Origin of the sequence: Mesorhizobium sp. M0159, from assembly GCF_040322295.1 — a bacterium.
Classification (GTDB): domain Bacteria; phylum Pseudomonadota; class Alphaproteobacteria; order Rhizobiales; family Rhizobiaceae; genus Mesorhizobium.
Genome location: NZ_JAMYTF010000042.1, coordinates 14,559 through 41,384, shown reverse-complemented (window position 1 = coordinate 41,384; position 26,826 = coordinate 14,559). Strand labels below are relative to the sequence as shown.

The following is a 26,826-nucleotide window of genomic DNA, read 5'->3' as shown; positions in this document are numbered from 1 at the left end:
CGCCGCCTCCGGCGCTACCACCAGCGATGGCAGTCATGGCAAGACCGCGCTGTCGCCCCTCCTCGCCAGCGACGGCAGTTCGACTGATACCGCCGCCTCCGGTGCCACCACCAGCGATGGCAGTCATGGCAAGACCGCGCTTTCTCACCTCCTCGCCAGCGATGGCAGTTCGACTGACACCACCCACGATAATGCCGGCGACAAGGTAAGCGAGGGCAGCAACGTTGACCGCATATTGGCCTCGTTGAGCCATTCTCTTTCGGCCGGCTCGGAACTTCTCCCGACCAACGATCCATCCGACAAGACGGCAACCAGCCTGATCCGCCACGGGTTCGCGCAAACCGTCCAGCCCGATGAAAGTGTCGGCGCCCAGGCAAAAAACGGCGCCGCCGCCGAGATCATGTCTGGCCACGGAGGCAACGATGCCTTCGACTTCAGCAAGCTTCAGGACAAGCTCCACCTCGATCAAGCCGCTCTTACCGAGCTTAAGTCGGGCGGGCTTTCATTGCATACTTCCCCTGCTGGTACGGCTACGGATGATGGTTCCCACCACATCATCTTTGACAGCTCAACCGGGTCGCTCTCTCTCGACAGCGACGCGGTCGGCGGCGCAGCTCAAGCGCAGCTCGCTACCCATCTCCCGTTGCAGCATCACTCTTTGATCTGAAAACCGGAGCGGCGGACCTTCAACTCGAGCGTGTCCGCCGCTCCGTCCGTGTTCAATTGCGCCACGGAAGCTTGACTAAGAAAAATGCGATATCGGCAGACATCAGAGAGATCGAAGTTGGTCGCATTATCGCCAATGCGAATTTCGGATTCGCCGCACTAGGCGGTCTCGGCAATTTTCAGCACTGCGTCGATCTCGGCCATCACCGTTGCCGGCAGCGGCCCTTTCTCCAGCGCACCGAGATTGTCCTCGACCTGCTCGGGCCGCGTGAAGCCGGGAACCGGCAAGGCGATTGCCGACTTGGCGAGTATCCAGCCGAGCGCGCCTTGCGCAAGCGTGCGTCCGCCCGAGGTGAGCAGGTCGCGGATTGCCGAGAGCCTTGACAGATAGTGCGGGTTGGCGGCGCCATCCCTGAAAAACACCATCCATTCGGCATTCCCGCCGCGCACATCGTTGGTGGGCAGCCGCATGGCCGGCGTGTATTTGCCGGTGAGCAGCCCCATTGCCAGCGGCAGCCGGCTGAACGAGACGAGGTTCTCGCGCGCCGCAACGGCCATCAGCTCGTTCGCCGGGGTAAACACATTGAAGTCGTTCTCTACGGCGACGAACCCCTCGCGCGGCGCGTAGGCGGCAAGCCGTTCGCGGTGATCGGTGCTCCAGCCGAAGCCGCCGATCTTGCCCTCTTGGCGCAACAGGCCGAGCGTATCGAACACCTCGCCGGCGCGCTCGATCGGATACTCGTTGATATGTAGCAGCACGACGTCGATACAATCCCGCTGCAGGCGCTGCCGCGAATTGTCGATCGATGTCCGGATTGCCGCGGCAGAGGCATCCTCGGGTGCGATCTTACGCGTTTCGGGATCGCCGAAATAGCCGACCTTGGTGACGATGACGGCTTCGTCCTTACCCCTCAACGCCCGCCCGAGGATCAGTTCGGCATTGCCGGCGCCGTAGGCGGCAGCCGTGTCGAACACCCGCGCGCCGATCTCATAAGCCATCGCCAGCGCGGCTTGCGACCTGATATCGTCGACCTCGCCATAGATTGTCGCCGTGTCACGCCAACGCGCGGGGCCACCCGCCGCCCAGGTGCCGATGCCGATGCGCGGTACCGAGCGGCCATCCCAAAGCATCATCATCTGCATGCCCGGCTCCTCAACGACGCAAGCTGGCGTGGCGGGCACGCTCGCGGATCTCTTCGCGAGAAATGCCGGCATCCGCCAGTGTGCTGTCCCGGGCCTGCCTCAAGCTCGCAAGCGTCTGGCGATAGGCAATCCAGCGGGCGAAACGGTATCGAAGTTCATCCAACATGATCGTCTCCTTTGGTACGCAGAATGCCTGCGCGCCTGGGTTGGTCGGAAGCGCAAAACCTCTGCGCGAATCGCATGCGCGATCGAAAGGGTTCAGTTCGCTTCTTGGCCAGCCGAGGCGCTTGTCCCTGTCCCGCCGGGCAGGATTGTCCAACGCCTCCAATGCCTGCATACTTGCGCACGATGCCCGCTTTGCGCTACAGCCACGGTCGCAAGGAGTTTTTCATTTCTGCAAAATGGATATCGGCTGGGACGATCTGAGGTTGTTTCTCGACGTTGCGCGGCTGGGTGGCTTGAGCGCAGCGACGGGAACAACGCGCCTCAGCGCAGCCACCCTTGGACGACGCGTCACCGCGCTCGAAAAGCAGATCGGCGAACCTCTATTCGTGCGCCAGCAGACCGGCTACCGGCTGACCCCGGTCGGCGAGGAACTGCTGCGGCGCGCCGAAGACGTCGAGGCGGCAATGCAGTCGCTGACCCGCTGGCGCGAGGGAAACCTGCCCGACCGCATTGTCCGCGTCTCGGCCGGGCCATGGACCTCGGCCTTCGTTTCCGCCCATATCGGCGAGATCTGGACGGTCGATGACGGCATAAGGGTAGAGCTTGTCACCACCACCGACCGGGTCGACATCGGCCGCCGTGCCGCCGACATCGGCATCCGCAGCGAGCGCCCGACCGAGCAGTGGCTGGCCGGCCGTCAGAGCGGCAAGGTCGCCCACGCCATTTATTCCGGACGTCACCTGATCAACGGCATCGCCGCCGGATTGTTCGTCGGCGTCACCGGCGAAGGCGCAAACATTGCCTCGGCGCGCTGGCTGCAAGCCCATCACGGCGACCGCATCGCCGTACGCGGCAACAACACCCATTCGGTGCGCGAACTGGTGGCCGCCGGCGCCGGCCTTTCGGTCTTTCCGTGCTTCGTCGGTGACGGCGATCCGCGGCTGGTTCGCGTTGCTCAGCCTATCCCCGAACTTGAAACCGACCAATGGATCGTCACCCATCACGAGGAACGTCATTCCCCGCCGGTACGGAAAGTCGCCGACCGGATCGCCGCCTTGATGCGGGCGCACCAGCCGCTGTTTCGCGGCGAGACGCCGATCCGGTAAGCCTCAGGCATCGATCGGCCGCCAGTGGATCAAAATCAGATATTTTGGTGGGCCGGACGATGGTAGCGCCGCCGTTGAGGACGCCGGAGTGCGACGCGCTGCTCGTCGAGATCCTTGCCTTGGGCGAAGAGAGCGGTATAAACCGATCAGCACCGGGCCGCCTATCCGGTCACTCGTCCTCCTGCCGGCTCATAGCCGTATGCTTCGCCCTTACGCAGCACGCGGCCGATGCCCGGCCAGCCAAGGTGCGCGCCGGCGATCCACGTCCCCGCCTCGGCCGCGTCACTGAAAACCTTTAGGCGGGTTGCGCGCGCGGTCAGCTGATCGTCGTCATAGCCCCAACTGAACGCGGGATTGCCGAACTGCAAGGCCGGCACATGAACGACGTCCCCGAAGAATAGGAAACGGTCCTCGTCCGTGTCGAACGCGTAGCCGGTATGACCGGCAGCATGACCGGGCAAGGCGACCGCCCTCAATCGCTCACCCACCTGGTCGCCATTCTGGACAGGCTTCAGCAGGGGCCGGAACTGCGCAAGGTGCGCGTAAGCGAAAAAGCTCTGCACAGCCGCCTCGGGAATTACGATCGCCTTCAAGTTTGGAAAGAGCGCTCGGCCGTCGGGGGTCAAAAGTCCGTGCACATGATCCTGATGGGCGTGGGTGAGCGCCAAGACCGTGATCGAAGCCGGGTCGATCTTGGCTTCCGCCATGGCCTGCTCAAGACGCCCAACTGTCGGGGCCCAGCCCCCTCCTCCGCTGTCGATCAGAACGCCGTCAACGCCTGGACCTGCAAGGGCGAAGCAATTGACAGACAGGCGAAGCGCCCCTGCCAACGCAGCTTGCGGCACCGGATTATCCTGCGGGTCCCGCAGAAGGTCCGCCGGCATCTCGATGTGACCGTCCGAGAGCGACCAGACGCGCCACCTTCCTGACGTGCTGCCGAGCACGTTATTGGTTTGCGATGTCACGATCATATGGCCACCTGCCGCAAACGAAAAGGAGGATAGGTTCGATTGTCACTATTTGGCTCTCTGCATCCTCTGCGCAAAAACGTGGGGAAACCGATGAAGATCAATGCGGAAAGCACCCGATCTCGATAGGCCACGGATCGGAAGATGATCGTTGACGTATCTGCTAGCTTCGCGGCGATGCCAGCTCTTATTGCATTCCCATGTAGATTCCTCCCTTGGTAAGCTCGTCAATCATCTGATTTATGCGCTTTCGGCGTGTTTCCGGGTGACGGGCGCGCTCGATCCAATGCAAGTAATCATTGCGCTGATAGGGAGGCCGTTGCTCGAAAGCAGTCATCAGATTTGCGGCCTCGAGCTCTGCACGCAAACTGTCGGGCATCTTAGCCAACGGACGTTTCAGCAACTCACATCTCCGCCATTCGAATCCTGATGCTGGAATAGATCACAAGTCAGCCGTCGCGCCTGCGAGACCGCAGCCGGCCTGGCGACAGCCCTTTCAATCGGGTCACGACGCGATTCATATGGGCCTGGTGAGTGAAACCCGCGTGCTGAGCAATCTCGGCCAGCGGCAGATCGCTATTTTCCAAAAGCTCGACCGCGCGATCAACGCGGCGGCGTAAAATGAATTGATGTACCGGCAATTGCGTCGCCTCGCGAAAGGCGGCGGTGAAGGCGCGTCGTGGTATTCCCGCGATGCCGGCAAGATGGTCGATCGACACCCCCTTTTCCAGATCGCCGTCAATCGCAGCGAGGACCCGGTCGAACCGCTGCGAGGTTAGGACCGGAGACTTCTGCGGCCGCTGGCGTGCATGCCCGAGACGGAGCAGGTTCGCGAAAACCAGGCCCAGCGTCCATTCGCGGACGACCGCGTTGGCTGGCGCGTCGCCTTCGAGGCGTCGGCACAACTCGGCCACCAGCGAATCGCGTATCGGTCGATCGGTCAGGATTACCAGGTCCTCAGGGGTCCCGCCTGCGGATACCAGGAGCCTTGACGCCAGCGCGGAGTCAACGGTGATCATCGTCAGCTCTCGCGGCTCCTCGATCTTGAACCGCGTGGCACGCTCGGGAAGACTGAGCAGCAGGTCGCCGGGGCGGGTGAAGACGCGCCGCAGCCCGCGGCCAAGATCGATCTCTGCATAGGATGAACCGCTGCGAATCACACGCAGCTGAACGACTCCGGCCGGCGCATGGCGATAGTCGCCGGCAGGAAAGAACAACCTCTTTGCACTTGCCGCGGTCACCATCGTTGTACCGGGCGTCCGGACGCAAGTTCCTCCAGGACTTCGATGATCGATCGCCGCATCCTCGATCCTTGATGCCTACACTTTTGCCCGTTTGACTGGTCCACCAGGCGCATCATTTGCCAGGGCAGTCAGTTCACTAATCCGGGGCACAAAGATGTTGTGCAGTGTCTGGGTCATAATGGTCATTTCACGCTGAACTTGCAGTTCCTGTGCGGCGGGAAACAATGTGTCCTGCAAGAAGAGCTCCAGGCCTGCCTTGTCGTCCCATATCTCGATGACGCGATAACCATCGTCTGTGGCATGCGCGATGTGCTGGTAGATGCCGCCAGCGGGCCGTTTCTCCACGCCGATCCGATCGAGGATGCGGCTATAATCTTCGGCCGTCAGGCCGGCAATATCAAGTGTCGTCACTACGGCCATGGTTCATCCTCGCTGCTGATAGTGGTTGTTTGAGGTGGAGTTCTTGGACGGACCCCGGATCCTATTGGGCCGATGTCGTTTGGCATCGCCCGTCCTGACGGCGAGTTTGTCTCCCGAACTTCACCGACAGGAGCGGTCTTTGGTCCTCAGCCACCGAGCGCCTCGATGACAAGACGGGCGGTCGCCGCTCCGGAGAAGTTCTGCTGGCCGGTGATCAAATTGCCGTCGCGCACGGCAAAATCGCGCCACAGCCCGGCCTGAATATAGTTCGCGCCGAGCGCACGCATCTCATCCTCGATCCGCCATGGCATCAGATGCGTACCGTGCGGCAGCGCGCCCATCTCCCAGACGGCATTGTCGGCGAAGTCTTCCTCGACATTGGCGAAACCCGTAACAGTGCGCCCTTTGGCCAGCAGCTCGCCGGTTGAGAGGCGAGCGTAGCGCAGCAGCGCGACGCCATGACACAAGGCGGCCGCGACCTTGCCGGCCGCGAAAAAGTTGATGAACAGCCGCTGCAACTCAGTTGCGCCTTCGAAGGTGAACATCGGCGCTTGGCCGCCAGCGACGACGATAGCGTCGAACGCGTCGACCGACAGCTCTGCGATGGGCCGGGTCGTCTCCACCAGCGCCGCCAGTTTCGGCGTCGACAGGAAACCGAGCGAGATCAGATCCGTATCCGAATAGCCGGACGGATCGCGCGGGTCGCTCAACGCATCCGCCTCGCATTTGCCGCCCTCAGGCGAGAAGATCGCGACTCCATATCCGCGCTCGGTGAAGGCGAGCCAGGGATGAGTTAACTCGCTCCACCAAAACCCGACCGGCCAGCCTGTGGTGGTTGACACAGCCGGGTTTGAAAGGACCATCGCGACGCGTTTAGGATGCCGCGGGTCGAGTGGGTTGGAATCGCGCACGCTCATCGCGCCATCTCGACTGGTTCGCCAAGATTCGCCCAAATCGTCTTGTATTGGGTGTAGCTTTCCCACGCCTCGCGGCCCTGCTCGCGGCCATAGCCGCTCATCTTGAAACCTCCGAACGGCGCATTAGGATGGTACTTGTGCCAGCAGTTCAGCCAGACCGTGCCTGCCTTGATCCGGTCGGCGAGCCGCAAGGCGCGGCCGAGATCGCTGGTCTGGATGCCCGAGGCGAGCCCGTAGCTCGTATCGTTGGCGATCCGGATCGCGTCCTCCTCGCTGTCGAATGGAATCACCGGCAGGACAGGGCCGAAAATCTCTTCGCGCGATATCCTTAGGTCGTTGGTCGCATCGGCGAAGATGGTCGGCTCGATGAAGAGGCCCTTGCCGTTGACCTGGCGGGTGCCGCCGCCCGCGGCCAGTCGCGCGGTGCGCTTGCCCTCTTCGACATAGCTCAAGACCTTGTCATACTCGCCCCGCGATGCGATCGGCCCGATCATCGTCGCAGGGTCCAGCGGATCGCCGAGCGTCGCCGACTTCGCCATGGCGCTCAGCTTCTCGACGACCTCGTCATAGCAGGCGCGTTCAACCAGCAGGCGCGATCCGGCGACGCAGACTTCGCCCTTGTTCCAGAAGATGCCCCAGAAGGCTGCCTGTATCGCGACATCGATATCGGCATCGGCGAAAACGATATTGGGACTCTTGCCGCCGAGCTCCATGGTCAGGTGTTTCATCGTCCCGGCACCGTTGCGCATGATGCCCTGGCCGACGGTGGTCGACCCGGTAAAGGCGATCTTGCCGACGCGGGCATCGTTGACCAACGCGTCGCCGATGGTGCCGCCCGGGCCGGTGACGAGATTGTAGACGCCTGGCGGCACGCCCGCGTCGAGGATCACTTGCGCCAAGGCGAGGGCCGTCAGGGGCGTGTCGGTCGCAGGCTTGTGAACGACCGTGTTACCCGCCGCGAGTGCCGGCGCGATTTTCGAACAGGACAGCGCGAGGGGAAAATTGAACGGGGTGATCGCAGCGATCACACCGAGCGGCTCGCGCCGCGTCAGGATCCTGATATTTGGTTCGTAGCTGGTACGATAGGCGCCGTCCATCGCGCTCATGGCGAGCCCGCCATGAAAGCGGAACAGTCCTGAGCAGTGCGGCATGATGATATCGCGGAAATCGCGATAGGGCATACCCATATCCATCGCCTCGCGCACCGCGAAATCCTCGGCCCGCTCGTCCATTAGATCGGCGATGCGAAACAGGATCTTGGCGCGCTCCTCATGATGCATCCGCGCCCAGGGTCCTTGCTCGAAAGCCCGCTGCGCGGCCGCGACGGCATCGCTCGTGTCGGTGACGTCCGCCTTCGCAATATCGGTGATCGCCGCCTCCGTGGTCGGATCAAAAGTCGTCGAAGTCTCGCCACTGACGGCATCGCGCCATTGGCCATCGATCAGCAGACGTCCTACTGGAATCGCCTTGCGCCGCGCGGGTAGATAATCAGTCATGAGTCCGTCCGTCCTGTCGAATGAGATTGAAGGAAATTGTCGGCCCCATCCCGCGCCGATAGGCGAGCTGGACCAATAGCAGCATCATCGGCTCGATCAGGCGCGAGGCCGTGAGATCGCCGACATCGACCGGTATTGTCGGCAGATCGGCGAGAAGCCGGCAAACCGCCGCCTTGGCATCTGCGTCATTGCCGGCGACATAGCTCGTCACCGGATCGCCGTTGAGACGCGGATCATCCCTGTCAAGCAATTCGGCAAAGGTCGGAATGCACTTGACGACAAGGGCGCCCCGCGCGCGCCTCTGAACCTCCTCGCCTACAGACGTAGTAGTGCCTAGCAGCATCGTGGAAAGGTCAGGTGCGACTGCATTGGTATTGTCCCAGACGATCTTGCCCGACAAATCGCCAAGCGCGTCCATCGCCAGCTCGAGAGCCGGCCATGGCGTCGCCAGGGCAATTACGTCGGCCCATCTCGCTACTTCGTCAGGGGCACCGAAGCCAACACGGAGGGTTGCCGCGATTGCGCGCAACTTGCCTTCGTCACGACTGAAGCTGAGGCGAATTTCGTGCCCGGCGAGGCCAAGACATTTCGCCAAGGCCTTCCCGAGCGAGCCTGGTCCGATGATCGCAACTTTCACAACTGCCTCCCGACACGCGATCGGGCTTGCCTAGCATCATTGCAGTCGCGCTTATTTCACGAATTGCCCTTGCACGATCGGGCGCACTCGTCACATGGGTCGGCGCCAATTGGCATCCGGATCCGCCGCGCGCTCACGCCCTTCCCGAACGTGTCCCTATTGGGCATGTATGTGTGGGCGACCATAGAGCAGGGTGCGATCAGCGGAGGTCCCCAGGGCACAAGCTTGCTCATATTGGTTGACGCTAGATTTTCCTTGCCTAATCCGTCGGCGTTGCGATGACTTTTGTGGCATCAGCATAACGCGATTGCCTGCAAATCCGGGGAAAGGCCGCCTCAGGACGGCTTTCCGGACTGGCACGCCCCTTGCTTCGTTATTCATGTGCAGAGCGTCTAGGGTTCCGGCCGTGTCGATCACGGTGCTGGTCCAAGAGACGCGACCGCTTGAGATGCATTGAGGCATCTGGCGGAACACGGCGGGCCAAAATCCCGGGAGAACCCTGCACGGGTTTGCTGGCGCGAACCTCTCCCGGATGCGCGCTCCGTGAACCCCCCAACAGACGTTCGGACGCAATCCGGATCGCAAACAGGGGTATGTAATGTTTCGCAAACTGGCCACAATCATCCTAGCCGCATCACTCAGCCTCCCCTTCATCTCAGCCGCGCAAGCGGCGCCCAAGAAAGACTTCAAGATTTGCTGGTCGATCTATGTCGGCTGGATGCCGTGGGGCTATCTTTCCGACAGCGGCATCATGAAGAAGTGGGCCGACAATACGGCATCAATGTCGAGATCACCCGCATCAACGACTATGTCGAGAGCATCAACCAGTACACGGCCGGCGGCTTTGACGGCTGTTCGATGACCAACATGGATGCGCTTTCGATCCCGGCCGGCGGCGGTGTCGACACGACGGCCTTGATCGTCGGCGATTTCTCCAACGGCAACGACGCGGTCATCCTCAAGAACAAGACCGCGCTCAAGGATATTGCCGGCCAGAAGGTCAATCTCGTCGAGCTCTCCGTCTCACATTACCTACTTGCGCGCGCGCTGGAGACGGTGGAGTTGGCCGAAAAGGACATTACGGTGGTGAACACCTCCGATGCCGACATGGTCGCTGCCTACGGCACCAGCGACGTCACCTCCGTCGTCACCTGGAATCCGCTGGTCTCGGAAATCGCTGCCATGCCGGGCGCCCACAAGGTATTCGATTCGACTGAGATCCCCGGCGAGATCATCGACATGATGGTCGTCAACACCGCGACGCTGAAGGACAATCCGGCCTTGGGCAAGGCGCTTGTCGGTGCATGGTATGAAGCCATGGCGCTGATGACGTCGGGTACGCCCGAAGGCAAGGCGGCCAAGGAAGAGATGGCCAAGGCGTCGGGGACGGATCTTGCCGGTTTCGACGCTCAGCTTGCATCAACGGCGATGTTCTTCGAGCCGGCCAAGGCGGTCGCATTCACCAACGGCGCCGAACTGCCGAAGACCATGGATCTGGTGCGCAACTTCCTGTTCAGCCACGGCATTCTTGGTACCAACGCGCCGAGCGTCGACGTGATCGGCATGAGCTTCCCCGACGGCTCGACGCTGGGCGACGTCAACAACGTCAAGCTGCGCTTCGATCAGGCCTTTATGGCAGAGGCGGCGGGCGGAACGCTCTGACGCGGGAGCGCGACATGCTAGCCAGAGGAACCGGCATCATGCAGGCCGCAGCAGGCCCCGAAGTCGCGCGCCTGCAACTTAGCAGGCCGAAAGCGCGGCTTCGCCTCATCAACGCGACGGTCTCGCGCGGCGGAGCGTTGCTGCTTGGGACGCTGCCGTTTGCCGCCGTGGCGATTGCCTATCTCTTCGCTTCGTCGCAAAGGCTGGCGGTCAATCCCAGCGACAAGCTGCTGCCCTCCCCTGCACAGATGTGGTCGGCCTTTTCAGACCTGGCGACAGTGCCGGACAAGCGCTCCGGCGACCTGATCCTGTGGGCCGACACCTATGCCAGCCTGATCAGGCTGTTCGCCGGAGTCGGCATGGCCACGCTGGTGGCGCTCAGCCTCGGCGTCGCCATAGGTTTCATCCCGCGCGTCAGGGCCTTTCTGCTGCCCTTGGTCACAGTTGTCTGCGTCATCCCGCCACTGGCGCTGCTGCCGATCCTGTTCATTGCGCTCGGCCTCGGCGAAACGGCCAAGATCACCTTGATCGCTCTCGGCGTCGCACCGGTCATGGTGCGCGACATCGCCAACCGGGTGATGGAATTGCCGCCGGAGCTCGTCGCCAAGGCACAGACGCTCGGCGGCAACAGCTGGACCATGGTGCTCAGGCTGGTGCTGCCACAGGTCATGCCGCGCCTCATCACTTGCGTACGGCTGGCGCTTGGGCCGGCCTGGCTGTTCCTGATCGCGGCAGAAGCCATCGCCTCCACCGAGGGGCTCGGCTACCGCATCTTCCTCGTTCGTCGCTACCTATCGATGGACGTCATCCTGCCTTACGTCGCCTGGATCACGCTGCTTGCGGTGATGACCGACTGGCTGCTCGTGCGGCTCTCTCACATCATCTCGCCCTGGGCGCATCCGGTGCGGACCAGATGAGCCGGATCCTCGTCCATGGGCTGGAGAAGAGCTACGGCGACGCCCGCGTGCTGGAACGGGTCAATGTCTCCGCCGAAGCGGGTGAATTCCTGTCGCTGGTTGGCGCCAGCGGTTGTGGAAAATCGACATTCCTGCGCATCCTGCTTGGCCAGGAACAGCAAAGTGGCGGCGTGGTCGTCGTCGGCGACCAGCCGATCGTGCCGGAACCGACGCCGCAGCGCGGCATCGTCTTCCAGCGCTATTCCGTGTTCCCGCATCTGACCGCGCTGCAGAACTTGCTGCTGGTCGAGGACTTCCGTTCGGGCGGACCGTTCGGCCGCGTCTTCGGCGCCAGGCGCAAAAGCGCCAGGCAAGAAGCCGAAACCATGCTGGAACGGGTCGGGCTTGGCCATGCGCGCGATCTCTATCCGGCCACGCTTTCTGGCGGCATGCAGCAGCGGCTGGCGATCGCGCAGACCTTGCTCGGCCGGCCGCAGATCCTGCTTCTCGACGAGCCGTTCGGCGCACTCGATCCCGGTATTCGCATCGAGATGCATGAGCTGCTCACCGAGCTCTGGACCGAGCACGGCATGACCGTGGTCATGGTCACCCACGATATCGGCGAGGCATTCAAGCTCGGCACCCGCGTGCTGGTCTTCGACAAGGTGCGCCACGACCCCCAGTTCCCGTCCGCCTATGGCGCGACGATCACCTACGATCTGAAGCTCGACCGCAAGCACCGGGCTTCCGCACGAGACGTGGCCGAAGTGGCCGCGATGGTCGGGACGACCCGACTGGATAGCGCAATCGCGACGACGGCGTCGTGAAGGAGGTTTCATGCACAGAGATAGTCCAGAACGCCGGCATCGTCGCGCCGGGCTCACCGACCACCAGCCACGCCAACGCTTCCACCATCCGAACTTCGAGATCCGCGACATGCAGGGCTGGAAGTCGATCGAGGCGGAAGGAAAGCTGCCCGAGGATGGCTGGCGCAAGGAACAGAAATGGGCACTCGACATGGGCCTGCCCGGATCGGATTCGATCATCGACAAGTCGATCCCGACATTCGCGCGAGGCGAGTTGCCGCATTTCGCCGGCATCAACACCTTCCTCAAGGCGCCCTATGTCGAGAACGTCCGCGATGTCGGCAGATATGACGCTGCCGTCATGGGCATTCCTTTCGACAGCGGCACCACCTACCGGCCCGGAGCCCGCTTCGGGCCGCAAGGCATGCGCCGCATCTCGGCGCTCTACACGCCTTACAATTACGAGCTCGGTGTCGACCTGCGCGAGCAGATGACGCTTTGCGACGCCGGCGACGTCTTCACCATCCCCGCCAATCTCGAAAAGAGCTTCGACCAGATCACCAAGGGCGTCAGCCATGTCGCCTCTTCCGGGGCGCTGCCGATCATGCTCGGCGGCGACCATGCGATCGGATTTCCGTGCGTGCGCGGTATCGCCGACGTGACCTCCAAGCGCATCGGCATCATCCATTTCGACCGCCACATCGACATTCAGGAAAAGGATCTCGACGAACGTATGCACACGACGCCCTGGTACTGGGCAACCAACTTGCCGAACGTCTCGGCCACCAATCTGGTGCAGCTCGGCATCGGCGGCTGGCAGGTGCCGCGCTACGGCGTCGCCGAGGCGCGGAAGCGCGGCACCAACGTGCTGACGATTTCCGATATCGAACAGATGGGGCTGGAGAAGGCGGCGGAGATCGCGCTCGAGCTCGCATGGAAGGACACCGACGCGGTATACATCTCCTTCGATGTCGACAGCATCGATTGCGGTTTCGTGCCGGGTACGGGCTGGCCGGAGCCCGGTGGCTTCCTGCCGCGCGAGGCACTGAAGCTGCTCGGGCTAGTGTCGGCGCCCGGCATCTGCGGACTGGAAGTGGTCGAGGTGTCGCCGCCCTACGACACGTCAGACATCACGGCGCTGTTTGGCGTGCGGGTTGTCGTCGAGGCGCTGGGCTCGATGGTCGCGCACGGCAATCTCGGCAAACACAAATCCATCATCGACAAGCCGACGAGCTTTTGATCATGCACGATGATCATCACCACCACAGCCATGACCATGGCGACGGTCACCATCACGGGCCGAACGGTCATCATCACCATCCCCACCCCGTCGGCCACAACGGGCCGGCCGGCAAGCCGTTGCAATGGCAGACACCGCATCTACCGCACGACCATGCGCCCGAACCCGCCGACGCGCGGGCGACGGATCTCGATCTCGTCGAGATCGCGTTTCTCGAAGGGTTTTCGCGGGCGCCCGACCCGTCCAGTTTCCTGCGCCTCGCCGGAATTCCCTTCGTCGGCGAAACCGCCGACGGCATGCGGCTGCATCTCCTGTGCGTCGAGACGCAGGACATGGTCGATGTCGGCGCCGTCATGCCGATGATCGGCGGCGCTGGCGTCACCTATCACCCGCTGCCCGCGAAACTGACGTCGCGCCGGCGCCGCCTGGCCTTCGTCTACCATGACGGCAGGGGACAAAGACTCCTCGACTTCGGCGAGGCGCGGCTTCTGGCCGACAGGTCCGGCGCCGCACAATTCACCATGCCAGGGGCCGGACAATGAGCACCGGCCTTGAACCGATCGCACCTCTATCAAACAGGTCAAGAACCATGAACAGAACGCTTTCATTCTTCGGCAGACTCGCCCTGGCAGCCGCCACAACCCTCATCCCCTCATTGGCCTTCGCCCATAGCGGCGGTTTTCATGCCCACGGGTTTGTAGACGGCCTTCAGCACCCGCTGACCGGTATGGACCACCTGCTTGCCATGATGGCTGTAGGCATCATTGCCGCTCGCGCCGGCGGCAAGGGGATCATCATCGTGCCGTCGTGCTTTGTCTCGGCGATGCTCGCTGGCGCCCTGCTCGGTATCGCCGGCATCGGCCTGCCCTCACTGGAAACCGGCATAACGCTATCGCTGGTGGTCTTCGGCGCCATGATGGCGCTTGCCAAGCCGCTTCCGCTCGCTGTGGCCGCCTCGCTGACTGCTCTCTTCGCCCTCTTCCACGGCAATGCCCATGGCCTCGAAATTCCCGAGACGGCCAGCGGCATCGCTTATGCGGTCGGCTTCGTGATCGCTACTTCGGCTCTTCACGCGACCGGCGCGTTAGCCGCCCTAACACTTCGGCGCTGGCCGCGAGCCATCCGCACGGCAGGGGTCGGCACGTCGTTGGTCGGCGTGGCGCTGGCGGCACAGATCATCTGAACCGCAGCCCATTCATCTGCGATGAACAGGAGGCGAAGGCGTGATCAACCGGCTAACCGTTTGGCAGCGCATCCGAAACGTGCTGTACCAGATCCTGAAGACCCGGTCTGAGCGACTCTGATCTCATCCGGAGATTGAGGCTAGCAGCTTGCCGTACGCCGCGCGCGCGTACGGAGCGGTCCGCCGTGGGTCGCGACTAACTTCCTAGGTGCAGCCGGACGGTCTTGCCTGACGTCGCCGGCCTGTTCCCAGCTACGCCAAATGATCGCCGTCGTGAACTCCGCGCCGGCGAGCGTGACTTGGTCGTCACCGCTGCTGGCGGCCTCCCGGGCGAGGTCATGAAGAACTGGCGTGTCAAAGCGCCGAACAAATTCGATCGCGAATTCGGCTTCTCACGCATGGGCTACGAGATCGCCGCAGGGTGGGGTGCGGCGATGGCCGATGTAGCATCCAGACAGTAATTCGAGGTTGATTGCGACGGGACTATGCGCGGATTTCTATTCCGAACACCGTGCCGGCGTCGTTCAAGCACTTGATAAACGATCCTGACACTCCACCGGCGGCTGGCAACACATCTGCGGCCTCCGGAGGCCCACCATAAGTCAATAAAATCAAACGCTATGGACGGCGGTTCGCCAGTTATTACTTGGCTACCCGAACCAAAACACACCGCTAAGTCATTGATAAATAATAACAATGGTGGGCCCGGAGGATGTGCTAGAAACGTCGATTTGATTGGGTTTTTCGTGGGCCAAAATCAGAAGTATTCCCGTATCGTTCCGTATGGTTCCGCGATGCTCTCACCATCGAATTGGCTGTGCCCTGCTGATATTAGTCCAACAGCAGCCCAACTTCGAAGGTCCGGCATAGCCTCCGCGTGTGTCGGCTGAGCGCACATCTTAGATCACGCGCGTCCTCCGGGCGCGGCTCGACCCTGCAACGGCGAATCTAGGACGATCCGCGCTACTGTAACGTCGCACGCCCATAGGAATCGAGGACACGGGTGATGCTGCCAATCAGCAGGTCATACGCGACGGGCTCGATCCGACCTGCCGCAACCTCGGCATCGAGTTGCCCCAGATACTGGCTGATCAAAGGGCGGGGAATGTCCCTGTCGCCCAGAAAATCCAGCAGCGTCTGTGTCGCGTGCTGTGCGTCGGGCGTCGGCCAGTAGTAACGGATGCGGTCGCTGAAGGAGAAGTGCCGCTGCACGCGCTGCTCGTCCGGCGTACCCGGATAGTATTTCTGCCAATTGTCCGGCGAGGCAAGCATGACGCGCTCCATCGCCGCCGGTAGGCTTTCACGGGACGGGTCTGGCGCAAGCACGTCGGCGATGTGGCTCAGCCCGTACAACGCCTCGCGCAGCGCGAAGGTGAGCCAGGGTCCAACCTTGAGGATGGCGAAGCCGTCGCGCACCAGAGCCCCAAGGGCCTCGTTTGGCTGGTAGTCGGTCGAATGCGCCTCGAAGACGAATTGCGGCATGCGCCCGAGCACGGCGACCAGCTGCGTCGCCTTCCGCGGCGCGTAGGCGATGATCTCGGCATTACCGAATTCGACGCCCGGCTGGACGACGACGCCGACCGCACGCGCAAAGGCAGCATCGAGGCCGGCGCGCGAAAATGCCTGTCGGTGGATCTCGACGGTGCGCAGGGCGTCATCGGGTTCGGTGACATGCATATGATCGAGCGCTTCGAGCGCGCCGCCCGGCACCGGAACTTCGGTGCCGATGATGTAGACCGGTTTCTCGCCGCCAATGCGTTCGACCGCCGCCTCGGCGACGGCCGCAAGCGCGGCGGCGCGTGCAGCGATGGTCTCGTCGGCAAGCGCGGCTGGATCGTCGGCGCAAGCCATGCTGGTGTCGAGATGCAGCTTGGTGAAGCCGGCGCCGGCATAGGCGTCGATCATCGCCTTCGCCTTCGTCATCGCCTCGGCGGAAGGAAGATGCTTCCACGGATTGGGACCGAGATGATCGCCGCCGAGGATCAGGCGATCGAGCGGAAGGCCGGCCCTTTGCGCATGGCCCTCGACGAAGCTGCGGAAGCCGGCGGGCGTCATGCCGGTGTAGCCGCCTTCGTGATTGACCTGGTTGCAGGTCGCCTCGATCAGCACATCGGAACCGCGCGACGCGCCGTGGCGGAGCGCGGCCTCGATCACCAGCGGATGCGCCGAACAGATCGAGGCGATGCCGCCTTTCTCACCCGCGGCGCGCTTCACCGCGATGCTGGCAAATCTCTGCATCGCGGCCCTCACGGCCGGCCCCTCCCGGCGGTGGTTGCGAAAGCCTCAACCTCGGCCAGCGGAAAGACACCTTCCATTGGCCCCTTGCGAGTAACGGCTAGCGCGCCACACGCATTGGCGATCATGAGCGCCTGGGCGGGTGCCGCACCACGAAGCCAGAATGAGACGAAGGCAGCGCCGAAACAGTCACCGGCGCCGGTCGGATCGACCTCGTTGATGGCAAAGCCCGGCAAGGCCACCGTGCCGTGACGGTCGTGGAAGGCGGCGCCGTCGGCGCCCTTCTTGAGGACGACGCAGGAAACGCCGCGCTGCAGGAGGTCGTCGACCGCGCCCTTTTCGTCGCCGGCCGACGAAAACAGGAACAGTTCGTTGCCGCTCGGCAGGAAGACATCGGTTTGCTTGAGCACTTGGTCGAGCGCTTCGCGCATGCCGGAGGCCTGCATGATCTCGCGGCGAATGTTGGGGTCGAAGGACACCGTCCCGCCCTTGGCCTTCACCGTTTGGATCGCCGACAACGCGACATCGGTGGCGCGGTCGGAGAACAGTGACGAGCCCATGATATGGACATGGTCGGCGCCGGCCAGCATGCTTGTAGCAGCGGCATCGATCCCGACCAGGCCGGCGGCGCTGTTGCGGATGTTGAAGACAAAGTGCCGGCTGCCATCCGCCCGGTAGGTGACGAAGGCGGTGCCCGTCGCGTGGTCCTTGTGAACCGCGATCGCCGACACGTCGGCTCCCAGGGTCCGCAGCCGCTCGATGTTCAACTGGCCGAAATCGTCCTCGCCGACCGCGCCGATCAGGCCGGCGGGTTGGCCGAGCGCTGCGGCCTGGCCGATGAAGATGGCGGGCGCGCCGGACGGATAAGGCCCCAGCAGCGGGCCCGGTTCGAGAAAGCTCTGGCCGATACGCTCGGCCATGATCTCGACGAGGATCTCGCCGGCTGAGACCAGCTTCTTCATCGCGGAATTCCTCCCGGCGTTTCGCTCCAGTCCGACTGCGGACTTCAGTCGCGCACAATTGTGCCTGGCGGCAACCGACATCCGGAGTCAATACGGCTTGCACTTTTTGCGCCAATTAATAAATTTACGCGTGGAATAATTTTATTATACGCGTTAAAACAGCTACAGTTTTCTGTAAAATTTTGCCTTGCGGTTGCACGCCGGCGCACCGTAAGTAGGTGCCGGACAGCACAAGGAACGAGGTTTCCGGAAGGCGGGGAATCGCTGGCGATGAAGCACAAGACGATGGAGGACTTCGCGCGCTCGTGTGGCGTCTCCAGGCCGACCTTGTCGAAATATTTCGACGATCCGACCAGCGTCAAGCCGGCGACGCGAAAGCGCATCGAGGAAGCGCTGCGCTCGTCCGACTACCAGCCCAATTTGTTCGCGCGCAACCTCAACCGCAAGCGTACCCGCAGCATCGGCATCATGGTGCCGACGGTGGCCGATCCCTTCTATTCGGAGATGGTCAGCCGCATAGAACTCAGGCTGCGCGACGAGGGCTACTGGCCGATCGTGATCTCCTCGCACGGCTCGCGCGAACTCGAAGTGGAGGCAACGCGAACGATCCTGTCGCTGAAAGTCTCCGGCGCGCTGATCGCACCGCTCGGCGTGCGCTCGGACCACCGCACGCTGGAAAAGCTGACGCAGGCGATCCCGGTCGTCTATTTCGACACCTATCTCGAAGGCGGGACGCCGTTCGTCGGCAACAACAACGCACAGAGCGTCTCGACCATCGTCGATTATCTTTGCCGGTCCGGCGGCGCCCCGGTCTATTTCGACATCCCGCATGTCAACCACAACTCGCCGGAACGGCTGGAGAGCTATGTCGCCTCGATGAAGCGGCTCGGGCATGAGCCGGTCGTCATCGGCAACACCGAGGACTACACTTGGGATTTCGAACGGATCGGCTACGAGCAGACGGAAACGATGCTCGACAATGGCGGCCTGGCGGGAAAGACCATCCTGTGCAACAACGACCGCTTGGCCTTTGGCGTGATGGCCGCCGCCTATGCGCGCGGACTCAAGATCGGCCGCAAGGGCGATTGCGACCTGCGGGTAGCCGCCCATGACGATCATCCACTCAGCCGCTACACCTGCCCCGGTCTCACCACCATGGCGCAGGACTTCGCCTCGATGGCCGGGCGCAGCGTCGAGATGCTGCTGGCGGTGCTTGAGGAGGACGACACGGCGGTCGCACCCAAAGTCAGTCTCGATGCGACGCTGGTGATGCGTCAGTCGGCCTGATCTTTCCCAAAAGCCGAATCGAAGCCGCGCCATGCGGCGACCGCAGCGCCAACGGCCTGTCGCGCTGCCGTGCCATGGCGGCCCATGGAAACAAAACCATGGATCTGGCCTGGCCAACGCCGCAGCACGACCGGCACACCGTCATCTTGCAGACGCCCGGCGTAGGCCTCGCCTTCATCAGCGAGGATGTCGTGACCGGCGATGGCGACGAAGGCTGGCGCCGCGCCGGCGAGGCTCTCCGCCCTGAGTGGCGAGGCGCGCCAGTCGTCGATGTCGGCGGCATAGCGGACATAGTGATCGCGAAACCAGGCCATGGTCGAGGCGGTCAGGCCAAAACCTTCGGCGAAGCGGCGATAGCTGTCCGCCGTCTGCGCGGCATCAGTGTTGGGATAGAACAGCAGCTGCGCGGTCAACGGAATAGGATCGCCCCGCGCGAGAAGACTAAGCACCGTGGCGAGATTGCCGCCGGCGCTGTCGCCGGCAACGGCAATGCGCCGAGCGTCGATGCCGAGATCGCCAGGTGCCTCTTGCATGAAGGAGAGCACGGCGCGGCAATCCTCGACCGCGGCCGGGAATTTGTGCTCCGGCGCCAGCCGGTAGGCGGGCGAAACGACGACGCAAGCCGCCATATTGGCGAACCAGCGGCAGATCTCGTCATGGGAATCGAGATTGCCGATCACCCAGCCGCCGCCATGCAGGTAAAGCAGCGCCGGGGCAGTTGCATCAGGCGCGTCCTGCCCGCGATAGATCCTGAGCGTCAGCGAACCGCCGGGTCCAAGGATGGCGCGCTCAGTGACCGAAGCCACCGGCTCGCGCTCACCCTGCTGGTCCGGAAGGCCTTCTTCGTAGGCACAGCGCGCCTGTTGCGGTGTACCGGTCTCGAATGGCAAGGCGTCAGCCTGCCGGCCGAGCTCGAGCACATGCCGGGCTTCCGGGTCGAGTGGGGACAGGGACGGCGCTGAAGGCGATGTCATCATGGATCTCCCTCCCCGTCAGGCAAGCAGACCTGCCGCCTCGTCCTCGCCGAGCAGCGGCGGCTGGTCGACGGTCCCATTGACGGCAATTGAGCCGCGGCTTTCGCCCGAAGCCAGGATCGCTTCCATGATCTCCAGAACATGCAGCGCCAGATCGCCGGAGGCGCGGGGCTTGCGCCCATCGGCCAGCGCCCGCGCAAGATCGGCGACGCCTAGCATGCGGTAGTTGGCGCGGTCGGGTGCGACATAGGGCCAGTTGCGCGCACCGTAGAGTTGGGCCTCGCTGGCGAAATCAGCCCAGTAGTCGCCGCGCGCCGAGAGCGAAACTGTGCCGCCGAATGTGTCGGGATCGGGCAATCGCAGCGAGCCTTCGGTGCCGTGCAGTTCGATCGGATGGTTGGAGTGCTTGAACACGTCCCAGGACGCGCCGAAGGTGACGGTGGCGCCAGAGCGGAACTCCAGCAGGGACAGGATGGTGGTCGGCGTGCCGACCTTGAAGCTGGTGTTCTTGTAAGGACCTTCGGCTGATATCAGACGTTCCTCCTGACCGCGCGTCGCCATCGCCATGACGCGCTCGACCGGGCCGAGCAGGTTGACCAGCATCGTCAGGTAGTAAGGGCCCATGTCGAAGACCGGGCCGCCGCCTGGCTGATAGTAGAATTGCGGATTGGGATGCCAGTGCTCCATGCCGCGCCCCATCATGAAGGCGGTGCCGGTCACAGCGCGGCCGATCGCACCCTCATCCATCAGCCGGCGCGCCCGCCGTCCGGCAGCGCCGAGGAAGGTGTCGGGAGCCGAGCCGAGCTGCAACCCGCGCGCCCTCGCCTCCTCGACCAGCCGGCGGCCGTCGGCGGCCGATGTCGCCAAAGGCTTTTCGGTAAAGACGTGCTTTCCCGCCGAAAGCGCCGAAAGCGAAATGTCGAAATGCGCCGCCGGTATCGTCAAATTGAGAACAAGATCGATGTCCGGGTCGGCCAGCAGCGCGTCGACGCCGAGTGCGCGGATGCCATGCTCCCTGGCGCGCAGCGCAGCCATATCGGCCGAAATGTCGGCGCAGGCGCTGAGCTCTACCCCGCCGAACAGAGCCGCATTGCGCAAATAGGTCATCGAGATGTTGCCGCATCCGATGACGCCGACGCCGAGCTTTGTCTTTGATTTTCTGTGCATTTCAGATCGTACCTCTAGGTCATGGCCTGGCTACGGCAAGGTTCATAGTCGAAAGCCGCTATATAACATTTTAAATCTTGACGCGCGTAAAATTTTTATAGAGCATGTGAAAAGGCTGGCGCAGCATTGGGGGCCGCCAGCCTTGAGGAGGAGAACATGACTGACATGAAAAAACGGCCAACGGCCGATGCGAATCCCGTGGGTCATGCGCGCACTGGATCTTTCCGTCGCGGTCAGGGACCGAGACGGGTTCAGGCATAGATCACCTTGGCCCTGGTCCTATCAAGCTGGCTGCGTATTGGACCGGGCAGGCCATCGTCGGTGATCACCACATCGACGGCCGACAGCGAAAATGCCTTGGAGGTCCCGCTGACGCCCCATTTGCTCGAATCGGCGAGGAGGACAACGCGCCGGGCCATGCGAACGAGGTTTCGCTTCGTTCGCGCCATGTCTTCGTTCACGTCGACCACATCCAGTGACGAGTCTATCGCATGCGCTCCAACAAAGACCTGATGCGCCACCAAGCCGCCGAGAGCCGTATCGGCATCGGTGATCAGTGTGCTCACCGTGTCGGGATAGACCCGGCCGCCGATCATATGAACGTCGAGCCCGGGACGATGCATAAGGTGCTGCACGATATTCATGGCCGTGGCCGCGACCACGACATTGCTGAGCGGCGGTAACTGCATGGCAAGCTGCATCAATGTCGAGCCGCCGTCGAAGATGACCGATTGGTTGTCCTCGAAGAGGTCTACCGCCGCCCGGGCGATGCGCTTCTTTGCGTCGAGGTTCGCTTGCATCCGCCGGGCGAACGCGGCCGTAGTCGAATCGGTGGTACGGGTCACCGCCCCTCCACGGGTCTTGGTCAGTAGTCCCTTTCGGTCCAGTATCTCGAGGTCGGAGCGCACCGTGACTTCCGACACGCCAAACCCGTCTGACAGGTCCTTCGTGCGAACCTGTCCGCTGCGTTGCACCTCACCCAGGATCGATTGGCGTCTCTGCTCCGACAACATTGCCCTGCCCTTGCCTCCCTGCGCCAAGCAACCGCTCTGGCCTCGGCTCACCTTAGCAAAAATACGCAAATTCGAAAGCTTTCGAAAGATTGTTTTTCTTATTTCTTTCGGAAACACTGGGTCCAGGATTTTGAAATCAAACGATTGAGGAATTTTGCACTCATGAGCCTAGGAACCAAGGTGCGTCTTGCGCGCCTCTTCTCGCATCCATCGGGGAACCTTTTTGGCGGCGCCGTCGACCACTTCGTCGGCTATGGTGACGTGCGCAAAGGCGGCCTTGCCGACCTGCCGGGTGCGCTTGCCCGCGTCATGGCGGGCAGACCCGACTACGTCAGCATCCAGCCTGGCACCGCGCGCCATCTGTGGCCGCAATATGCGGGCAGGGCTTCCTTGGTGATTCAGGCGGGCTGCTTCACTCCGGACGATCGCATCAGCGAGTTGATCGCAACGCCCGAGGATGCGGTGCGCGCCGGGGCCGATGCGTTGGCCGTGGCCATTCCGGTGCGCGGCGCCACCGAGGGCAAATACATACGCTGGCTGACCGATTCGGTGAATGCAGCGGCCCGCTACGGCATGCCTGTGGTGGCGCATATCTACCCTCGCGATTTCACCGACGGAGCAAAGATCGTCTTCACCCCCGACGAGATCGCCTATGCGGCGCGCATCGGCTACGAGTCCGGCGTCGACGTGATCAAGATCGGCTACACGGGCGATTTCGAGTCGTTCCGAGAGACCGTCCGGACCTGCCCGGTGCCGGTTGTGATCGCCGGTGGTCCGAAAACCGATACGCTGCTCGGCGCGCTTAAGCAGACGGCGGACGCCATCCGTGCCGGCGCACGCGGTGCCGTGGTAGGCCGCAATCTCTGGGGGCATGGCGATCCGGAGAAGGCTGCGCTTGCCTTTCGGGGCGTCATCCATGACGGCCTTTCGGCGCAAGACGCCCTGGCAAAGGCGGGTGCCTGAACGATGCCCACCGTCCCTTCAATCCTCGGCTTCGGCGCTATTGCGATCGACGACATCGTCTATGTCGATCAGCCGTTGTCGGCGGGCAAGGGGAAGGTTCTGCATAGTGCCCGGTCTTTCGGGGGAAATGTCGCGACGGCGCTAGCCGCCGTCGCGCGGCTCGGCGGAAGCGCCGGGTTCGTCGGATGGCTGGGCAGCGCCGCTGACGACGCCGTGCTGCGCGATCTCGTTGCGAGCGGTGTTGAAACCGAATTCGCGCCGCGCCACCCGGACGCGCGCCCGGTGCGCTCGCACATTACCGTCGGCTCGGACGGGGAACGGTTCATCGCGTATGAGGACGACGCGATGCTGGGCACCGCGTCGGACTTCCCGGACGAGGTCCTCAGCCGCGCGACTGTCCTGATCGTCGATAGCTACGCGATCCGGTCGCTGGATGTCGTGGCTCGCGCTCGCGATCTCGGCCTTGCGATCCTCGGCGATATCGAATGGAGCTGCGGCCCAGCCACGGAGCGGCTGATCGCGCTCTGCGACCATCTCATTCTTCCCCTCGGCTTTGCGCGGACTGCCACAGGGCGCCGATCGCCCGCCGAGTTGCTCGATGCATTGTGGTCGCCGTCGCGGTCCGCCGTGGTTCTGACCGATGGCGGCAGGGGCGTGTACTATCGCGGGCGTAAAGAGACAGGTCTCTGGCATCTGCCCCCGCACCGGGTTGTGGTCGTCGACTCGACCGGCGCGGGTGACTGCTTTCATGGCGCCTACGCCCATGCGTTGATGCGCGGAGCCGACACCGCAGGCCGGGTGGCATTCGCGGCCGCGGCGGCGGCCCTCTCGATAACGGGGCGTGGCGGGCGCGAGGCGCTTCCGACCGACGACCAGGTCACGGAACTCCTGGCATCGACGAACGCGCCGTCAGCAGTCGAACTGAAAAATGCGTATGTCGATACTGGAACATAGCCTGAAACTATCCGAGGAAACATTTCGCAGGTGAACATAAGCCGAGAATAATTATAAGAATCATTGGCTTATACTTGTGGAGGCAGGAAGATGGCAGAAGTCATTCTAGAGAATATCTGCAAAACTTACGGGAACAATTTTCGCGCAATCGACCAATTGAACCTATCGGTCGAGGACGGCGAGTTCTTGATTCTCGTCGGGCCGTCCGGCTGCGGCAAATCCACCGCGTTGCGAATGATCGCGGGATTGGAGGACATCACCAGCGGCAGCCTTCGGATCGGCGGAGTCGACGTCGTCGACATGCCGCCCAAGGACCGCGACATCGCGATGGTCTTCCAGAGCTACGCACTCTACCCGCATATGACGGTGTTCGAAAACATCGCCTTTTCGATGCGGCTGGCAGGCAAGCCGAAGGCCGAGCGCAAGAAGCGCGTGGGCGAGATCGCCAAAACCCTTCAGCTGACGTCTTTGCTGGACAGCAAACCCGCGAACCTGTCAGGCGGACAGCGCCAACGGGTTGCCATGGGCCGCGCCATGGTACGCGAGCCGGCCGCCTTTCTCATGGACGAACCCCTTTCCAACCTCGATGCGAAACTGCGTGTTCAAATGCGCGCCGAAATCACCAGCCTGCAAAAGCAGCTCGGCGTAACGACCATATACGTGACCCACGACCAAATCGAAGCGATGACGATGGGCGACAGGGTCGCGGTGTTGAAGGGCGGCGTGCTGCAGCAGGTCGACACACCCAAGAGACTGTATGAGTCGCCGGTGAATGCCTTCGTCGCCGGCTTCATCGGTTCTCCGTCGATGAACCTTTTCGAAGCGACCCTAAAGGGCGGCGAGCTCGGTTTTCGCGACTTCGCCATCCGATTGCAGGATGCAGCTTTCGTCGGCAGGCCCGCTCTGAGGTCCTATGAGGGCTGCAAGATCGTGTTCGGCATACGGCCCGAGGATCTTTATGACAGCAGCCTCGAATCCGGCCGCAATTATCAGACGATACCCGCAAAGGTGACTTCGATCGAAGAGCTCGGCTCTGAACATATCGTCCACCTGAACATCGACGCGGTCCGGGTGGACTCCGGCGATCCGGACGCAGCGGAGGATTTTGGCCTGGCATCGAACGCAGTGGCGAGATTCGAACCGGCCAGCGCCATCCACTCCGACTCGGAAATCCGGTTGGCCGTGGATGATGCCAAGTTCCATTTCTTCGATCCCGAGACGCATCTAGCGATCTGAAGATCTGCAGCAGACCGCAGGCGAGAGGGAGGCGCCTGCGAAAGATACTCGCAAGAAGGCTTCTGAATAAACCAGACGATCGTCCGCATTGTGCGGTCGATCTTGTAGAAGGAGGAGAAAATGATGTTTCGGATGCAACCCGCGATGCTGAAAATAGCCGCGGCCGCATGGTTGCTTGGCGCAACCAGCGCCATGGCGGACACGACGCTGGAATTCACCCAATGGTGGGAGCCTGAATTGCCGGCTGGCTCGCTCAGGGCAATCATGGATGACTTCGAGGCCGCAAACCCCGGAATCAAGGTGACATTGGTCAGCGGCCCCTACGCGACCACGCGAGACCAGATCTCGGTGGGTGCCGCAACCGGAACGCTCAGCGACGTCGTCGGTCTCGACGGCGCCTGGGTGAACAATCTGAATGCGCAGAGCGCACTCGCCGACATGAGTCCGATGATGGATGCGAGTGGTTTCGACAAGAGCCAGGTCGCGGACATCATCAAGGTGGACGGCAAGGCGGTGATGTTTCCCGTGGCTTCCTTCGTTTATCCGGTCTTCGTGAATTTGGACCTCGCCGCCCAGGCAGGCGTGACCAAGCTGCCGTCGACCCGCGCGGAGTTTCTCGAAGCCGCCAAGAAGATGACGCACGCCGACAAGAACCAGTATGGCTGGGTGTTGCCCCTGTCGCTGCAAACGCCATCCGGCGTCCAGAACGACATGATGTCTTGGGTTTGGGCTTCGGGTCAGTCGATGATGGCGAACGGCAAGCCCGCTCTCGAGGGCAAGCCGGTGGTGGATATGCTCACCTTCGTCAAATCACTCAACGACGCCGGCACCATCTCGCCCGGCATCGCCACTAAGACCGAGCAGGAAAAGGTCGAGGAATTCGTCAACGACCGCGTCGGGATGATGATCGACTCGCTCGCGCATGTGAACCTCATCCGCAAACGCAACCCCAAGCTGAACTTCGACCTCATCCCGGTCCCGGTCGTAGAAAACTATACCGGCAAGCGCGGCCTTCCCTATGCCTCCTGGGGCATCGGCATCTCTGCTGCCTCGAAACATCAGGAGGAAGCCTGGAAACTCGTCCAATATCTGATGAGTGAAGAGGTGAACGCCAAGCTCGTGTCGCTTGCAAACGCCTTCCCGGGCAACGTCAACGCCAAACCCGATTTCGTGACCTCGGACAAAGCTTTCGGCAAGGCTTTCGAAATCTTCAAGACCGGTTATCTCGCCAATGAGTTCACGGGCCTGCCGGTGGCTGAAGACCTGATGACCCAGTTCGACGTTCAAGCCCAGAAGATGCTCGCCGGCGAGCAGTCTCCGGAACAAGCTGCAGCCACCGCTCAGAAGGGCTGGATGGCGAAATTCTGATCGGCCTTTTCCCGTTTGCTATGTTCGACCGGGTGGCCTGACTTCGGGCAGGCCACCCGGCAACAACGGATCGGCAATTTGAGATGGACCTGTTTCCGAAGCTTACCTTCTCGCTGAA

26 protein-coding genes, 2 pseudogenes and 1 riboswitch are annotated in these 26,826 nt (G+C 62.6%); of the genes and pseudogenes, 14 read left to right on the top strand and 14 right to left on the bottom strand.

Going from position 1 to position 26,826, the window contains the following annotated elements; translation table 11 throughout:
- A pseudogene (locus tag NKJ32_RS28160) lies at window positions 1-667 on the top strand (hypothetical protein); the annotation flags it as partial.
- Between the two features lie 158 nt (window positions 668-825).
- Here the strand turns inward: NKJ32_RS28160 and NKJ32_RS28155 are convergent.
- The gene (locus NKJ32_RS28155; RefSeq protein WP_352578219.1) at window positions 826-1,809 is read right to left on the bottom strand and encodes an aldo/keto reductase; all 984 of its coding nucleotides are present in this window, start codon (window positions 1,807-1,809) and stop codon (window positions 826-828) included.
- A gap of 10 nt (window positions 1,810-1,819) precedes the next feature.
- Window positions 1,820-1,975 (bottom strand): YjiS-like domain-containing protein, encoded by a 156-nt coding sequence (locus NKJ32_RS28150; protein ID WP_156937304.1) that lies wholly within the window; start codon window positions 1,973-1,975, stop codon window positions 1,820-1,822.
- A gap of 235 nt (window positions 1,976-2,210) precedes the next feature.
- On the opposite strand from NKJ32_RS28150, the gene NKJ32_RS28145 reads away from it, so the two are divergent.
- Window positions 2,211-3,080, top strand: a complete 870-nt coding sequence (locus NKJ32_RS28145; protein WP_352501394.1) for a LysR family transcriptional regulator — start codon at window positions 2,211-2,213, stop codon at window positions 3,078-3,080.
- Window positions 3,081-3,241: 161 nt separating this feature from the next.
- Here NKJ32_RS28145 and NKJ32_RS28140 read toward each other — a convergent pair whose 3' ends face one another.
- The 7 genes from NKJ32_RS28140 to NKJ32_RS28110 all read right to left on the bottom strand — a co-directional run bounded on the left by NKJ32_RS28140 (window position 3,242) and on the right by NKJ32_RS28110 (window position 8,762).
- A complete protein-coding gene (locus NKJ32_RS28140) occupies window positions 3,242-4,051 on the bottom strand; it encodes an MBL fold metallo-hydrolase (protein ID WP_352829538.1) in 810 nt (269 codons plus the stop codon).
- 184 nt (window positions 4,052-4,235) lie between these two features.
- Window positions 4,236-4,451 (bottom strand): YdeI/OmpD-associated family protein, encoded by a 216-nt coding sequence (locus NKJ32_RS28135; RefSeq protein ID WP_036239295.1) that lies wholly within the window; start codon window positions 4,449-4,451, stop codon window positions 4,236-4,238.
- A 46-nt stretch (window positions 4,452-4,497) separates the two neighbouring features.
- Window positions 4,498-5,292, bottom strand: coding sequence for a helix-turn-helix domain-containing protein (locus NKJ32_RS28130; RefSeq protein WP_352829536.1), 795 nt, complete (start codon window positions 5,290-5,292; stop codon window positions 4,498-4,500).
- Window positions 5,293-5,367: 75 nt separating this feature from the next.
- Complete coding sequence (locus tag NKJ32_RS28125; protein WP_352829534.1) at window positions 5,368-5,712, bottom strand: hypothetical protein; 345 nt, start codon at window positions 5,710-5,712, stop codon at window positions 5,368-5,370.
- A gap of 146 nt (window positions 5,713-5,858) precedes the next feature.
- Window positions 5,859-6,629 carry a type 1 glutamine amidotransferase domain-containing protein gene (locus NKJ32_RS28120; RefSeq protein ID WP_352829532.1) on the bottom strand — a complete coding sequence of 257 codons (771 nt, stop codon included), beginning with the start codon at window positions 6,627-6,629 and terminating at the stop codon, window positions 5,859-5,861.
- On the bottom strand, window positions 6,626-8,125 hold the full coding sequence (locus tag NKJ32_RS28115) for an aldehyde dehydrogenase family protein (RefSeq protein ID WP_352637691.1): 1,500 nt from the start codon (window positions 8,123-8,125) through the stop codon (window positions 6,626-6,628). The genes NKJ32_RS28120 and NKJ32_RS28115 overlap by 4 nt, the downstream gene beginning before the upstream one ends.
- The gene (locus tag NKJ32_RS28110) at window positions 8,118-8,762 is read right to left on the bottom strand and encodes an NADPH-dependent F420 reductase (protein WP_352578215.1); all 645 of its coding nucleotides are present in this window, start codon (window positions 8,760-8,762) and stop codon (window positions 8,118-8,120) included. Before NKJ32_RS28110 ends, NKJ32_RS28115 begins: the two co-directional genes overlap by 8 nt.
- Before the next feature lie 381 nt (window positions 8,763-9,143).
- Window positions 9,144-9,259: riboswitch (guanidine-I (ykkC/yxkD leader) on the top strand.
- Between the two features lie 101 nt (window positions 9,260-9,360).
- Here NKJ32_RS28110 and NKJ32_RS28105 point away from each other — a divergent pair.
- The 7 genes and pseudogenes from NKJ32_RS28105 to NKJ32_RS28075 all read left to right on the top strand — a co-directional run bounded on the left by NKJ32_RS28105 (window position 9,361) and on the right by NKJ32_RS28075 (window position 15,010).
- A pseudogene (locus NKJ32_RS28105) lies at window positions 9,361-10,424 on the top strand (putative urea ABC transporter substrate-binding protein).
- A 38-nt stretch (window positions 10,425-10,462) separates the two neighbouring features.
- A complete protein-coding gene (locus NKJ32_RS28100) occupies window positions 10,463-11,341 on the top strand; it encodes an ABC transporter permease (protein WP_352587526.1) in 879 nt (292 codons plus the stop codon).
- Window positions 11,338-12,147 (top strand): ATP-binding cassette domain-containing protein, encoded by an 810-nt coding sequence (locus tag NKJ32_RS28095; RefSeq protein WP_023679465.1) that lies wholly within the window; start codon window positions 11,338-11,340, stop codon window positions 12,145-12,147. Before NKJ32_RS28100 ends, NKJ32_RS28095 begins: the two co-directional genes overlap by 4 nt.
- A 10-nt stretch (window positions 12,148-12,157) precedes the next feature.
- Window positions 12,158-13,366 (top strand): agmatinase family protein, encoded by a 1,209-nt coding sequence (locus NKJ32_RS28090; RefSeq protein ID WP_352578214.1) that lies wholly within the window; start codon window positions 12,158-12,160, stop codon window positions 13,364-13,366.
- A gap of 2 nt (window positions 13,367-13,368) precedes the next feature.
- The gene (locus NKJ32_RS28085; RefSeq protein WP_352829530.1) at window positions 13,369-13,908 is read left to right on the top strand and encodes a hypothetical protein; all 540 of its coding nucleotides are present in this window, start codon (window positions 13,369-13,371) and stop codon (window positions 13,906-13,908) included.
- A 47-nt stretch (window positions 13,909-13,955) separates the two neighbouring features.
- Window positions 13,956-14,549 (top strand): HupE/UreJ family protein, encoded by a 594-nt coding sequence (locus tag NKJ32_RS28080; protein WP_352647928.1) that lies wholly within the window; start codon window positions 13,956-13,958, stop codon window positions 14,547-14,549.
- A 224-nt stretch (window positions 14,550-14,773) separates the two neighbouring features.
- On the top strand, window positions 14,774-15,010 hold the full coding sequence (locus NKJ32_RS28075) for a thiamine pyrophosphate-dependent enzyme (RefSeq protein ID WP_023679460.1): 237 nt from the start codon (window positions 14,774-14,776) through the stop codon (window positions 15,008-15,010).
- Between the two features lie 502 nt (window positions 15,011-15,512).
- Here the strand turns inward: NKJ32_RS28075 and NKJ32_RS28070 are convergent.
- Together NKJ32_RS28070 and NKJ32_RS28065 are read right to left on the bottom strand one after the other, a co-directional pair.
- Window positions 15,513-16,787 (bottom strand): D-tagatose-bisphosphate aldolase, class II, non-catalytic subunit, encoded by a 1,275-nt coding sequence (locus NKJ32_RS28070; protein WP_352829528.1) that lies wholly within the window; start codon window positions 16,785-16,787, stop codon window positions 15,513-15,515.
- Window positions 16,788-16,795: 8 nt separating this feature from the next.
- Window positions 16,796-17,746, bottom strand: coding sequence for a sugar kinase (locus NKJ32_RS28065; RefSeq protein ID WP_352587451.1), 951 nt, complete (start codon window positions 17,744-17,746; stop codon window positions 16,796-16,798).
- Between the two features lie 264 nt (window positions 17,747-18,010).
- Here NKJ32_RS28065 and NKJ32_RS28060 point away from each other — a divergent pair, with 264 nt between their 5' ends.
- Complete coding sequence (locus NKJ32_RS28060; protein ID WP_352587529.1) at window positions 18,011-19,033, top strand: LacI family DNA-binding transcriptional regulator; 1,023 nt, start codon at window positions 18,011-18,013, stop codon at window positions 19,031-19,033.
- On the opposite strand, the gene NKJ32_RS28055 is transcribed toward NKJ32_RS28060, so the two are convergent.
- From NKJ32_RS28055 to NKJ32_RS28045, 3 genes are all read right to left on the bottom strand, one after another.
- Window positions 19,021-20,007: an alpha/beta hydrolase gene (locus tag NKJ32_RS28055; protein WP_352587454.1), complete on the bottom strand. Its 987-nt coding sequence runs from the start codon at window positions 20,005-20,007 to the stop codon at window positions 19,021-19,023. The two genes, NKJ32_RS28060 and NKJ32_RS28055, sit on opposite strands and share 13 nt — an antisense overlap.
- 18 nt (window positions 20,008-20,025) lie before the next feature.
- Window positions 20,026-21,174, bottom strand: coding sequence for a Gfo/Idh/MocA family protein (locus NKJ32_RS28050; RefSeq protein WP_352587457.1), 1,149 nt, complete (start codon window positions 21,172-21,174; stop codon window positions 20,026-20,028).
- Window positions 21,175-21,425: 251 nt separating this feature from the next.
- Entirely contained in the window at window positions 21,426-22,187 is a 762-nt protein-coding gene (locus NKJ32_RS28045) for a DeoR/GlpR family DNA-binding transcription regulator (protein WP_352587532.1), read from the bottom strand.
- 162 nt (window positions 22,188-22,349) lie between these two features.
- Between NKJ32_RS28045 and NKJ32_RS28040 the strand changes: the two genes are divergently transcribed.
- From NKJ32_RS28040 to NKJ32_RS28025, 4 genes are all read left to right on the top strand, one after another.
- The gene (locus NKJ32_RS28040) at window positions 22,350-23,150 is read left to right on the top strand and encodes a beta/alpha barrel domain-containing protein (protein WP_352587460.1); all 801 of its coding nucleotides are present in this window, start codon (window positions 22,350-22,352) and stop codon (window positions 23,148-23,150) included.
- A 3-nt stretch (window positions 23,151-23,153) separates the two neighbouring features.
- On the top strand, window positions 23,154-24,104 hold the full coding sequence (locus NKJ32_RS28035) for a PfkB family carbohydrate kinase (RefSeq protein WP_352829526.1): 951 nt from the start codon (window positions 23,154-23,156) through the stop codon (window positions 24,102-24,104).
- Between the two features lie 90 nt (window positions 24,105-24,194).
- Window positions 24,195-25,340: an ABC transporter ATP-binding protein gene (locus NKJ32_RS28030; RefSeq protein WP_352587469.1), complete on the top strand. Its 1,146-nt coding sequence runs from the start codon at window positions 24,195-24,197 to the stop codon at window positions 25,338-25,340.
- 120 nt (window positions 25,341-25,460) lie between these two features.
- Window positions 25,461-26,708, top strand: a complete 1,248-nt coding sequence (locus NKJ32_RS28025) for an ABC transporter substrate-binding protein (protein WP_352587472.1) — start codon at window positions 25,461-25,463, stop codon at window positions 26,706-26,708.
- Window positions 26,709-26,826 lie beyond the last annotated feature (118 nt).